Origin of the sequence: Geoanaerobacter pelophilus (assembly GCF_018476885.1) — a bacterium.
Classification (GTDB): Bacteria; Desulfobacterota; Desulfuromonadia; order Geobacterales; family DSM-12255; genus Geoanaerobacter; species Geoanaerobacter pelophilus.
Window position 1 is genome coordinate 342,764 of sequence record NZ_JAHCVJ010000001.1, and the last position, 12,383, is coordinate 355,146.

The 12,383-nt window shown below is 50.2% G+C and carries 11 protein-coding genes; all 11 read right to left on the reverse strand.

Going from position 1 to position 12,383, the window contains the following annotated elements:
- Positions 1-20 precede the first annotated feature (20 nt).
- The 11 genes from lptE to KI809_RS01605 all read right to left on the reverse strand — a co-directional run bounded on the left by lptE (position 21) and on the right by KI809_RS01605 (position 12,382).
- Positions 21-527: an LPS assembly lipoprotein LptE gene (lptE, locus tag KI809_RS01555; RefSeq protein ID WP_214169755.1), complete on the reverse strand. Its 507-nt coding sequence runs from the start codon at positions 525-527 to the stop codon at positions 21-23.
- A 76-nt stretch (positions 528-603) separates the two neighbouring features.
- Positions 604-3,078: a leucine--tRNA ligase gene (gene leuS, locus KI809_RS01560; protein WP_214169756.1), complete on the reverse strand. Its 2,475-nt coding sequence runs from the start codon at positions 3,076-3,078 to the stop codon at positions 604-606.
- A gap of 20 nt (positions 3,079-3,098) precedes the next feature.
- Entirely contained in the window at positions 3,099-5,228 is a 2,130-nt protein-coding gene (locus tag KI809_RS01565; protein WP_214169757.1) for a c(7)-type cytochrome triheme domain-containing protein, read from the reverse strand.
- Positions 5,229-5,291: 63 nt separating this feature from the next.
- Positions 5,292-5,669, reverse strand: a complete 378-nt coding sequence (locus tag KI809_RS01570; RefSeq protein WP_214169758.1) for a response regulator — start codon at positions 5,667-5,669, stop codon at positions 5,292-5,294.
- Positions 5,670-5,700: 31 nt separating this feature from the next.
- Positions 5,701-6,525, reverse strand: a complete 825-nt coding sequence (locus KI809_RS01575; RefSeq protein ID WP_214169759.1) for a GAF domain-containing protein — start codon at positions 6,523-6,525, stop codon at positions 5,701-5,703.
- A gap of 32 nt (positions 6,526-6,557) precedes the next feature.
- On the reverse strand, positions 6,558-7,637 hold the full coding sequence (cheB, locus tag KI809_RS01580; protein WP_214169760.1) for a chemotaxis-specific protein-glutamate methyltransferase CheB: 1,080 nt from the start codon (positions 7,635-7,637) through the stop codon (positions 6,558-6,560).
- Positions 7,634-8,506, reverse strand: coding sequence for a CheR family methyltransferase (locus tag KI809_RS01585; protein ID WP_337833278.1), 873 nt, complete (start codon positions 8,504-8,506; stop codon positions 7,634-7,636). The genes cheB and KI809_RS01585 overlap by 4 nt, the downstream gene beginning before the upstream one ends.
- A complete protein-coding gene (locus tag KI809_RS01590; RefSeq protein WP_214169761.1) occupies positions 8,506-10,521 on the reverse strand; it encodes a HEAT repeat domain-containing protein in 2,016 nt (671 codons plus the stop codon). The genes KI809_RS01585 and KI809_RS01590 overlap by 1 nt, the downstream gene beginning before the upstream one ends.
- Positions 10,522-10,535: 14 nt before the next feature.
- Positions 10,536-11,498, reverse strand: coding sequence for a response regulator (locus tag KI809_RS01595; protein WP_214169762.1), 963 nt, complete (start codon positions 11,496-11,498; stop codon positions 10,536-10,538).
- A 6-nt stretch (positions 11,499-11,504) separates the two neighbouring features.
- Positions 11,505-11,987, reverse strand: a complete 483-nt coding sequence (locus KI809_RS01600; protein WP_214169763.1) for a chemotaxis protein CheW — start codon at positions 11,985-11,987, stop codon at positions 11,505-11,507.
- Positions 11,988-11,995: 8 nt separating this feature from the next.
- Positions 11,996-12,382: a response regulator transcription factor gene (locus KI809_RS01605; protein ID WP_246559108.1), complete on the reverse strand. Its 387-nt coding sequence runs from the start codon at positions 12,380-12,382 to the stop codon at positions 11,996-11,998.
- Position 12,383: the final 1 nt, after the last annotated feature.

The window sequence follows — 12,383 nt, forward strand, 5'->3', positions numbered from 1 at the left end:
AGACGCAAATGTATCTCAGACTAAAAGTGATTGCCGCTCTCTCGCTCAATACCCTCTGCCAGTTTCCGGCAAAGTTCCCGGAGAGCCGCATCCTGGGCATTCAGCTTTAAAGCCAGATCGTTGCTGGTCGGATAATCCTGCACCGCACGCAACGTCCCTTTCCACAACACATTGCCGGTACTGAGCTGTCGCAAAGATGCCTCGACTGTCATGGTAACCTGATACAATGCCACCTTGTCCCCGGCGGTGTAGGCACTCGCTGATTCGCTGTAAGAGAGAATCGCTCCTGTAAGCTCAAGCTCAGCCTTGTCATGGTTTACAACGCGCCCTCCGCCGGCTCGCGCAAACTGCTCCACCAGCTTTGAGGTGACACACGCCTCCAGATTCGGCCTGAGAGTCTTGTTAGCGAATATCGGAATGGCAATGGTCTGATTGCCGGGAATCGTTCTGGCTGCCAACCCATATCCGCAGCCGGCCAGCATCAGAATGGCACCAAGTAGCACAAACGCATTGATCGATCGGGACACTGGCAAACCTCCATACTCGACGACCCTGCAGAACTTGCCTGCAGGGTCGTGACATCATAAACACGTAAACCAGATATCAGCCGACAACAATATTCAAAAGCTTGCCAGGTACGTAAATTACCTTGCGAACCGTTTTCCCCTCTAGATACACCTGAATTTTCGGATCAGCAAGTGCTGCCTGCTCTATCGACTCCTGAGTCGCATCTGCAGGTACGGTAACTTTACCTCTGAGTTTGCCATTAACCTGTAGTACAACCAGGAGTTCCTCGTCTACAGCAGCAGCAGCATCGTATTTCGGCCAACCGTGAACCTCGACACCACCTTCATGCCCCAGGATATGCCATAATTCTTCGGCGAAATGAGGCACAAACGGTGCCAGCATCAGTACCATTGCCTCGACGGTTTCTTTCAGCACCGCACCGTTGGCAGGGTCATTCTTAGGCTCAAAGGAGAATACCGCATTGACAAGCTCCATGATGGCGGAAATAGCGGTATTGAAATGGAACCTCTCCCCGACATCTTCCGTTACCTTGCGAATAGTCTTATGCAGCACCCGGCGCAGCGCCTTGGCATCATCACCCAGATTACCTGGATCAAGCCTGCCTGCCTTCTCAACCAAAGGCTTTAACTCAAAGACCAACTTCCAGACACGGTTCAGGAAACGATAGCTACCATCCACCCCGTGATCACTCCAGTCAAGGTCCTTCTCCGGAGGTGCGGCAAAAAGCGAGAACAGGCGGGCAGTATCAGCCCCGTATTTCTGAATAAGCGCATCCGGGTCAACCACATTACCCTTGGATTTGCTCATCTTTGCCCCGTCTTTGATTACCATCCCCTGAGTGAGAAGATTGGTGAACGGCTCATCAATATCGACATAGCCGAGGTCACGCAGAACCTTGGTAAAAAACCGTGCATAAAGCAGGTGCAGGACCGCATGTTCAATCCCGCCGATATATTGGTCAACCGACATCCAGTATTCGGCCTCTTGTTTATCAATCGGCCCATTGTTGAATGAAGGGCAACAGTAGCGCAGGAAATACCATGAGGACTGTACGAAGGTGTCCATGGTATCGGTCTCGCGCCGCGCCGGTTTGCCACATTTAGGGCAGGCAACTTTGGCAAACGATTCAACCCGGGCAAGAGGATTCCCCCCCTCGCCGGTAAAGGCAACATCCTTGGGAAGAACTACCGGCAGATCCTTTTCCGGAACCGGTACAACCCCACAGCAGTCACAATAAATAACCGGGATCGGGTTTCCCCAATACCGCTGCCTGGATATCAGCCAGTCGCGCAGCCTGAAGTTGACTGTCTTGGTGCCCAGTCCCTTTGCTCCCAGGTAATCAGCAATTTTCTCCTTGGCGTCCGTACTGCTCAGACCGTCAAACTCGCCAGAGTTGGCCATGATCCCCGGGTCAGTGTAGGCGGCTTTCATGTTCACCGCATCAAGCTGCTCTCCAGGTGGCTGGATAACCACCTGCAATGGCAGATCGTATTTTTGGGCAAATTCGAAATCTCTCTGGTCATGGGTAGGCACAGCCATGACCGCGCCGGTGCCGTAATCGAGAAGAACGAAATTAGCCAGGTAAACCGGCATCTTCCGACCGGTTACCGGGTTAATGCAGTAGGAGCCTGTAAACACCCCTTCTTTTTCCAGGTCATCGGCAGTTCTCTTTGCTTTCTCGGTCTTTCTGACCTTGTCGATAAACGCCTCGACTTCGCTGCGCCGGTCATCAGTTGTCAGCTCCAGAGCGAGAGGATGCTCAGGGGCCAGGGACATGAAGGTTGCACCAAAAAGCGTATCCTGGCGGGTGGTAAACACCCGGATTGCCCCAGCTTTGCCATCAAGGGCAAAGTCGATTTCGCAACCATAGCTCTTGCCAATCCAGTTGCGTTGCATTACCAGAACCCGTTCCGGCCAGCCAGGGAGCTTGTTTGTCCAGTCAAGCAGCTCTTCGGCATAGTCGGTGATCCTGAAAAACCACTGATCAAGCTCTTTCTGGTTTACCTCACTGTCGCATCGCCAACAGCAACCGTCTTCAACCTGCTCATTGGCAAGGACCGTCTCACATTTGGGACACCAGTTGACAGCAGCGTTACGTTTGTAGGCAAGCCCCTTTTCATACATCTGGAGAAACAGCCGCTGCTCCCACTTGTAGTAATCAAGATCGCAGGTGGCAAGCTCCCGGTCCCAGTCGTAGGAAAGACCCAGCTTTTTAAGTTGGCCGCGCATATAGGCAATATTGTCATAAGTCCAGACAGCAGGGTGGCTCTTATGCTGTATCGCTGCATTCTCCGCCGGCATTCCGAAAGCATCCCACCCCATCGGGTGCAGGACATTGAAACCGTTCATTCGCTTGAATCTGGCAACAACATCACCGATTGAATAATTCCGGACATGCCCCATATGGATACGACCAGACGGGTAAGGGAACATCTCAAGCAGGTAATATTTCGATCTGGCAGCATCATGGGAAACCTTGAAGCTCTTGTTATCTTCCCAGACACTCTGCCATTTTTCTTCCACAACCTTTGGCTGGTATTTCTCCTCCACGCTATCCTCCGAATTAAAAGTTACATTACTTCGCTATCGCCTTTGTGACATTTTGCGCAGTTCGGGCTGCCGGTGATATTGTAGGCGTGACAGGCCCCGCATGATTTTGCGGACTGCATTTCAGCCATCGAATAGGACCTGCGATTCACCCCGGTTTTAAAAATCTTGTAATGGCAGTCAGTACACTTATACCCCTTGGTCTTATGAAGCTTGTGACTGAAATAAGCGCTGCTCGTCTTCTTATCGGGGAAATCGTATTTAATTGCTTTTGTCTGGGGATGGCACTTGTCGCAATCCTTCTTTACTGAAAATGCTTCTTTACCGTCATGGCAGGCGCCGCATGATTTCCCCGACTCCATGTCGGGCATTGTGTATGAGCGTCGTCCGGGGCCGGCAACAAAGATGCTGTCATGGCAGCGGTTGCAACGATAAAGGGTAATATGGACTGAGTGCTTGAACAGCCCTCCCCAATTTTTATACGGGATGTCCTTTACCGGATGACAACGGGTACAGTTAGCGGCGGCAGTAAAGGCATCCTTGTCATTGTGGCAGGCGCCGCATGACTTTCCAGCCTCCATCTGAGACATTGAGTATCTCTTTGCCGCAACACCGGTAGTGAACACTTTATTGTGACAATCATCGCACTTGTAAACCGAAGTATGAATTTGGTGACTAAACGGCGTCGGACCTGCGCCCTGGGATTGCATCTGCAACTCAGGTGCGCCATTGTGGCATCTGCCACAATTCCCGGAGACCGTGAAGGCGTCCTTGCCGCTCAAATGACAGGCGCCGCACGACAACCCTTTCTCCATATCAGGCATGGTTCGGCTCTTGTTGCCAACCCCATCTTTGAACAGCTTATTATGACAGGCCGTGCAGGAATACAACGCGTAATGAACAGAATGGCTGAATTTGCCCCCCAGAACAAAATCAATATCTTTTACCGGGTGGCAGCGGCCACAGTTGGCGGAAACACTGAAGGCACCTTTACCGTCATGGCACGCCCCGCACGAATCGCCCTTCTCCATCTGCTTCATGGTGAAACGTTTGGCCATAGTGCCCGTAGCAAATATGCCGAAATGGCAATCACCACAGGAGAACTTTTTACCCATGTGATAGCTGTGGCTAAAAACAGCTTTTCCGGCACCTGGGATCTTCCACTCCAGCTCTTTTGTCTCAGTGTGGCAGCGGTTGCAACTCCCCCAGGCAGAAAAAGCCATATCACCTTCATGGCAGGCACCACACGAGCGACCGATCTTCTTCTCCATGTCGGCCATTGTGTAAGGAGTTCGCCGGGGACCGGCAGTATATATGCCACTATGGCAGTCAGCGCAGCGATAGATAGTGAGATGGAAGGTATGGGGGAAAAGTGCTTTGGACGCCTTGAAGCTCACATCACCAACAGATTTGTGGCAACGGTTGCAGTCACCCTTGACAGAAAAGGCTGTTTTTGCGTCATGGCAACCGCCACAGGAACTGCCGGTCTCCATCTCTTTCATTGTGTGCCTTTTGGCATTGGGCCCGGCAATGAACAGTTTGCTGTGGCAATCATAGCAACCGAACATTTTCAGATGATAGGAATGACTGAACGGGTCTGCAGCAGCAAAAGAGATATCCTTGACTATATGACAGCGGACACAGTCTCCCTTGACAGAAAAGCCGGTCTTGCCGTCGTGGCAGGCACCACAAGACTTCCCACCTTCCATCTGTTTCATGGTAACATGCGGGTTCTTGCCCGACTGGGCATAGAAGTATTTGTTATGGCAGTCAGCGCAGGTATAGAGTCCCAGATGGAATTTATGGTCGAAAAGAAGGGTCCCGAAATCAGGGATGACAATCGGAACCTTGTCGACGATATGGCACCTTACGCATTCCGAAACAGAAAAAGCACGAACCTTGTTGTGACAGAATCCGCATGACTTCCCCTTCTCCATCTCAGCCATTGTCACAACGGGATTCTTCTTGCCGATCTGATAGAGAGAGCTATGACAAACCGTGCAATCGTTTGCCAGCTTTTTCAGATGGACGTCATGATCAAAGATGACCTTACCGGCATTATCCGTATGAAAGGTTACCTTTTTATAGTCCTTGGCAAACAGAAGTAACGGTGCGGCTAATAACAGTAATGCCGACACGAAGAAGCGTTTCAAGACAGACTCCTCGCGATGGAGCGATGGGGAAAGACGGCTCGCTGAATAATTGCGGGCGGAGGGTCAAGGAATACTAAGAAGACTTCTTGTCACGTCAAGAATCCGGTTAGGCTGGATCGGCTTGGTGATGTAGTCGCTTGCTCCGAGAGCAAGGGCGCGCTCCCTGTCTTCCTGAGCCCCCTCAGTAGTTATTATGACAATAGGAATATGCTTGTAGTTCGGATCACTCCGCACAAGACTGACCAGTTTGAGACCGTCCATCACCGGCATGTTTATGTCAGTGAAAACAAGATCAAAGCTCTCCGAAGACAACTTCTTAAGGCCATCGACCCCGTCATTGGCCTCCACGATCTTTATGCCGCGCAAACGTTTCAAAGCAAAGGAGATCAATTGGCGCATAGTTGGTGAATCTTCTACAATCAGCACCTTGTATTCCTGCATGTCTGCCCCCTCAGGAGTACTGTATATAACTCTATTTTGTTAGTAAATCAAGGAATCCCTGAATAGTGTTCAGCTTCCGCTCCGAATCCGAATAAAGCCTGGAGCTGAAAATTGCCGTGGCTGCATGGCCTGCCAGCAGGGTAAAAAGCTCGAAATCAACATCGGCAAATGCTTTTTTCTGCATGAGCAACTTGTATATTACCAGAACACCTATACATTGCTCTTTTATTTTTAATGGGATGCAAACCATAGGGCTGTTCATATTCATTTCGTAAAGATCAAGATCCGGCACAAAGTAATTATCACCGGTCTTTGCCACATCGCCGATAACCCCTTCCCCCATATGGACCTTGGGAACATCTTCCCGATCTACACCTTCAGATGCTACCGCCTCGAGCATGCTGGTCTTCTCATCAAGAAGCATTATGGCAAAGTTCTCAGCGCCGATCAGATTAATTACAATTTCGATGATGATCTGCAGCACTTCCGGGAAATCCAGAGTTGAATGGAGTTGATAGCTTGCAATGTACAGATTGGCGAGGTTGTTATTCTCGGACTCAATCTCGACGTATCGGTTTGCAAAGTCCTTATTCTCCTCCTCTATCTGCCTGATCCTCTCAAGAATCTCGGTTTTTTCGCTCTCGAGCTCTGAGATACGCTGCATGAGACGCATGGTTTCTCCAGAGTCCGCTTGAGCTGCAGGTGAAGCACTGTGGATATTTTCCATTTCGAGAATACGAAACCGGAGCCGCTCGTTTTCGCGCAGTAGTTCCTGGGTGAATTCGGCCCCCTTCTTGAATACCTGCATGAATTCATCAGCCCTGTTGAGGATACCTTTGTCGTCATCCAGTGGCATAGCAATACTCCTATCAAAATAGCTGAAAAGTCTCAGGCAGAATACATCAACAAACCGCTCTGTAGTGCAATCTCTCTCCCCATGAGTTCTATTGGGGCAACCGACGTAACCACCCCGGTTGCTATCGCCTCGCGGGGCATGCCAAAGACAACCGCAGAGTCCTCTGCTTCTGCCAGCACCTCGCCACCGGCGGCTTTGACATCTAGCACCCCTTTACTGCCATCGTTACCCATGCCGGTCAAGACCACAGAAAGCAGCTTTGGTCCATAAATCGCAGCCAATGAGGAAAACATAGCATCAACTGATGGAGTATACCGGTCACCGTCATCCGGCTTCACAATCCGGGCAACAACCCCATCAGAAAGCTTCTGAAAAATCATATTCTTTCCGCCCGGCGCAATAAAAATGCGGTTAGGCCGTACATAGTCGCCATCGCTAGCCTCTATTATCTCGAACGAAAAAGTCCTGTTCAACCTCTCGGCAAAGGCCTTGGTAAATCCGGCAGGCATATGTTGTGCTACCGCAACACCAAAAGGAATCTCGACGGGCAATGAAGCAAATACCGCCTGCAACGCAGGAGGACCGCCAGTTGAAGAGCCGATAGCCAAAACATCAAACCGCGAAATAAGTTCAGGCTTCAGCGGCATATACAGGTCAAACCCGCCAGCCTCTTCATCTGCCTGTTGTGTTTCGTCGTGACGCCTGAGCCTGGAAATATTCAGGTTGAAAACGTTCCGGACTTTTGCAAAGAGATCCTCCTTTATGGTGATGATCTCTTCCGAAATTGAACTAGTTGGTTTGGCGATGAAATCAGCGGCTCCGAGTTCCAGAGCCTTGAATACCCTTTCATCCTCACTCTTGGCACTGATGACGATTGTCGGCGTCGGACACGAGTTCATCATTATCCTCAGCATCGTAAATCCGTCCATCCTCGGCATTTCAAGATCAAGAGTGATCAGGTCGGGGCGAAGGTCAATAATGCGCCTCAACCCCTCTTCTCCATTGGAGGCATACCCCACAACCTCTACGTTTTCAATCTCTTGCAGCATTTTAGTTATAGTACGACGATTGTAGGCCGAATCATCGATAACAACAACCCTGATAGGTCTCACAGGCCCCCTCCGGCAGTCAAAGGCTTCTGATAAACCATGTCGTTTTTCAGATGCCTGAGGGTGAAGAGGGTGGTTATGTTCATCAGTGACTCTGAATGACCCAGTAACAGAAACCCGCCAGGATAAAGCGATTGGCAAAAAGTCTCTACAACCTTTTTCTTGGCAAGCTGGTCAAAGTAAATGATTACGTTCCTGCAGAAGATGATATCCATCCTCCCAAGAAGGGCCAGGCGGTTTTGATCGAACAGGTTCAGCTGGCTGATGGTGACCAGTTCACGAAGATTATCTGAGAGCCGATAACTTCCGCCTTCCTGCTCCTCAAAGTAGCGGCCCACATATGCCGCGTCGGTTGCCCTGAAGGAACTCTTACCATAAACTCCTTTCCTGGCCTGTTGCAGAACTCTATGACTGATGTCAGTGCCGATTATCTCGATCCGCCACCCCTTGAGCATACTGTTCTCAAGCAGCAACATTGCGATTGTGTAAGGCTCTTCTCCTGTCGAACAGCCAGCACTCCAGATTCTTAGAGAGCGGTCCCCCTTTTTCAGCTTTGCTTCAACAATCTCTGGGATGATCTCGTCGGTAAATGCTTTCAGCTGAAATGCTTCTCTGAAAAAGTAGGTCTCATTGGTAGTAAGGACATCCATCAAGTCAGACATTTCCTGATCTTTTCTGATGTCGTACTTTAGAAGGAGATAATAATCCTTATAACTTGCCAAATTGTGAAAAGCCAACCGCGAAGAAAGGCGTTTCTCTAGCAAGTACTTTGCATCCGGGGCAAAGAACATCCCGCAGTGATTGTAAACCAGATCCCTAATAAGCCGGAACTCTTCATCGGACATCTGGTATTCGGGATCAGAGCCAAAAATCATGAGAACTCGCCAATAAGGTCCAGTAGTTGCCGTTTGACGAGATCATCAGTCTCTCTGTCAAAAGCAGTCTTTAGCAGAGGGAGTGCCTTGGCACCACGAGCTTCGGCAAGTGCCTTGATAAAAATACTGCGGATGTCCCACTGCTCATGAAACAACAGCCGGTCTGATTGCTCATCCAGCCAACTGTCATCGATATTCATGAGAATCTCAATGGCAGACTTTACAATCTCATCGTCTTTGTGTTCTAGAGCTCTTATACATAGCTGCCTTGCAGCTTCACCGTTAATCTCAAGCATCGTCTTGAGAGCGGCAATCAAAACAATCCCCTCTGATTCAGCGGCAAGCTCAGCGATGGCTGGTTCGGCCTCTGCGATACGCAACGAACCGATACTTCGCAGTGCCGCACATTTTACCCAATGGTTCTGATCCTTCAGGGCCAGCATAAGAGAACGGGCCGAATACTCTCCGCTGAATTCACCCAAAGCCCCGGCAGCAGCCATTCTTACATTAGGTTCCTCATCCACAAGAGCCATAACCAGATGATTAATACTGTTTGGATCTTTCAGTTCCGCTAGAGAGAACACCGCAGCTGTCCTGACATTTGCATCTTCGTCCTTTACCAGGCGAGCCAGGCGTTCCGTCAGCTTTAAGGCCGTAAACAGGGTAGTCGAGCTGCGCCTTTTTTCCGGAGCTGGAGATGCCGACAAGGTAACGGCGATCCGCTCCACTGACTCACGATCCTTGGCAACAAGCCGGGCGAGAGACTCAACAGCGCCAACTCGAACATCGAGTTCATCATCATCGAGCAATGGCTCGATATCAGGTATTATTTCGGCAGTGCCGATGTTCCCGGCAGCTACTACGGCAACACGTCTAAGCATATGGGTCCTGCTAAGCATGCCTGACCGCAATATACCAGCACTAGACTGGCACCCCAATTCACCGCAGATATAAGTAATGTAGCACTTTTGTTCATCATCCGCTGCCGGATACTCGGCGATGAGGGCGTTTAACCCTTCTTCTCCAATTTCTTTAAAGGCATTGAGACATACCCCACGAAGCCTGTCGTCGCGACACCCGTCAAGAAGCAACATTACCGAAGCGGGATCACCCAATAACCCGAGAATTTTAACCAGCGGTTCAGTCAGATGCTTGTCCGTTTCAGAAATCAGGCTTATCAGATCGCGCGAAAATGCCGTCCCGGCAAGTTTCCTTAAAGGGATATCAATCGCTTGGCAGGCAATGCTTTCAGAAACTCCAGCCCGGATCATGAGCAGAGATGATGCAGCTGCAGCCCTGACATGCTTTGCTTTCTCGTGCAACCCCTCGATTAAAAACGGTACCACCTCGACATCGCCAATTGCACCCAGGCAGTCGATCAGCGGTTTTTTCAGCAACGACTCGTCGGCAAGAGAGATGACGGCATCGATAGGCACCGGCTGCCCAATCCTCCCCAAGGCTTCGAGAACCGTATAACATAGTGAAATATTTGAGCGGTCGAGGGCCGACACCAAGTCAGGAACCGCCCGGGGATCAGCTATTTTCCCGAGATTTTCAGCAGCAGCTGCGGAAACATTCGGGTCGCTGTCTCTCAGCGCCTTTACCAAAAGCGGAACCGGTTCCTGCGAACCAATGTTCCCAAGCACATCAATGACGAACTTTCTGACATCCGAGTCTTTGTCATCAATATGATTGCACAGTACCGGCACCGACCTTTCACCAAATTTCTCCAATGCCTCGCATGCCGAGTTCCTCAGACCGGCATTATCGCTGGCCCTGAGCAGTACCACCATATCCTCGACGACACAATCTTCCGCCTGATGGCGGGAAAGCACTTCAAGCGCCTCTTTACGAACTCTCCAGCTCTCGTCCCCCATCGCCTCGTACAATAGTTCCTTGATATCGGCAAAAGGAAACTTGATAAGAGAAGACACGGCAACTCGTCGTTGTTCTTCTTCCGGTGATCGGAACAGTTGCCTCAGGGATTGCAAGAAACCATTTTCCTTGTCCATGGTAACTCCAACAGTTATATCCCGATCTCATTGCGCTTGCTGGAGATCAGCTGTTCAAAGGCTTCATCCAGAAAAGCGTTGCCATTTGAAACTTCATGCGGAACACGACGCGCGTAAAGTGCTTTTCCTTCCCTTATCTCATCTTTTAACAATTCGTAAAAAGTGCCGCTTCTTATGCCGTCCAATACCTTGTCCTGATTATAGAGCAGGATATCTGATACAATGATGCGTGCCAGCCGTTTTGCCTTGACGGTTGCGGCAGAAAGCTCTTCTGATGGCACATTGGCATCCGGCGCTGCAGGTATCGTTGTTGTCAGCTCTTCATCCTGCCTGAGAGCTGTTCTCGTAAGCTCATCGCCAGGATTGTCCTCCTCTTTGCAACCGGGTTCTGGCAAGGCTCCGTCTGCGCCGCCTTTCCCTGAGAGCTCTTCCGGTATCAGACCTTCGCCATTCCGCACAAGCTTCTTAACAAGCGCGGCAAGAGAATCCGGGATGTGATGCTTTTCAATATAAGCATCAGCGCCATAGAGTGATGACGGAGTCCGCTTGTACTTGGTCTTATCGTAAATAGAGGCAACCAGTATCAGTTTGACCTGATCAAGGTCGGCATTGCGGCGCACCGCCTCGCAGATCTCAAATCCGTACATTGAGGGCAATGCTACATCGAGCAGGACTGCCGCAGGTTTGTGCAGCTCAATGGCGCGCATCGCTTCCAACCCGTCATTGAATGCAATCACCTCAAACGGTTCCGCGGCGAGTACCTGCTGAACAGCAGCGCAGAATGCCGGGCTTTCATTGGCAACAAACAGTTTGGATTTGGGGGTCACTGCCGGAGGAACAGATTCGGCATCACCGGTTTTTCGTGTAATTTTGAACACAGCCTTGCACTGGCCACAGCGAAGCTTGACCCCCTGGGACTCGATTCGTGTCTCGTCAAAATTGAAACGTGACTTGCAATTTGGACAAACAATCTGCATATCCGCTCACGCCTCCTTGAGACCGCCATTAATCTTGCCGAGCTCTCGGGCCTCATGCGTTGAGAGCAGCTTGTCAATATTGAGTAACATGATCATTTCCTGCTTCACCAAACAAACCCCAAGCAGATATTCGGTGCCAATCCCTTCACCCAGGTTAGGTGGAGGCTTGATATCCTTGACTGCAACAGTGACCACCTCGGTAACTTCGTCCACCACCAGCGCAAGAACCTGTCCTGCCAGATTAACAATCAGGAGACGGGTATTCGATGTAGTCTCTAACTCAGGAAGACCAAAGCGCTTTCTGAGATCGACAACCGGCATTACAATCCCTCTCAGGTTGATAATTCCCTCGACAAAATCTGGGAATTTGGGGAGGCAAGTAAGCTTCAGGGGCCGGATTATCTCTTTGATGCGCATGATATCAATTGCATAAAGATCGTCGCCTAAGCGAAAACAGGCTACCTGTATTTCCTGAATTTCACGATACATTGAATCCCCTACCCGACAGCATTGGAAAGAATGCGCTCAATTGTTCCTATCAACTGGGCCGACTTGAACGGTTTGGTAATATAGGCATCGGCCCCGGACTGCAAACCGCGATCCATGTCCTGAGTGTTTTTTCTCGCCGTCAACATGATTACCGGGATCTTGCTGGTGGCCGGATCTTCTTTGATTCTGCGGCATACTTCAAAACCATCGATTCCGGGAAGCATCACATCCAAAATAACGAGATCCGGAATATTACTGAAGATTTCTTCAATGGCGGCAACCCCGTCAGCAACACCGACAACTTTGTAGCCTTTTGAAGAGAGCAGTATGCTCTCCAGCTTCAAAAGACTCTCTTCATCTTCAACAATCAAGATCCTGTTCCGCTTCACCACCATC

Excerpts from the sequence above, each read along its gene's own strand:
- KI809_RS01575 (WP_214169759.1), bottom strand. The coding sequence starts at position 6,525 with ATGCCACTGGATGACGACAAAGGTATCCTCAACAGGGCTGATGAATTC.
- KI809_RS01605 (WP_246559108.1), bottom strand. The coding sequence starts at position 12,382 with ATGGTGGTGAAGCGGAACAGGATCTTGATTGTTGAAGATGAAGAGAGT.
- KI809_RS01570 (WP_214169758.1), bottom strand. The coding sequence starts at position 5,669 with ATGCAGGAATACAAGGTGCTGATTGTAGAAGATTCACCAACTATGCGC.
- KI809_RS01590 (WP_214169761.1), bottom strand. The coding sequence starts at position 10,521 with ATGGACAAGGAAAATGGTTTCTTGCAATCCCTGAGGCAACTGTTCCGA.
- KI809_RS01595 (WP_214169762.1), bottom strand. The coding sequence starts at position 11,498 with ATGCAGATTGTTTGTCCAAATTGCAAGTCACGTTTCAATTTTGACGAG.
- KI809_RS01600 (WP_214169763.1), bottom strand. The coding sequence starts at position 11,987 with ATGTATCGTGAAATTCAGGAAATACAGGTAGCCTGTTTTCGCTTAGGC.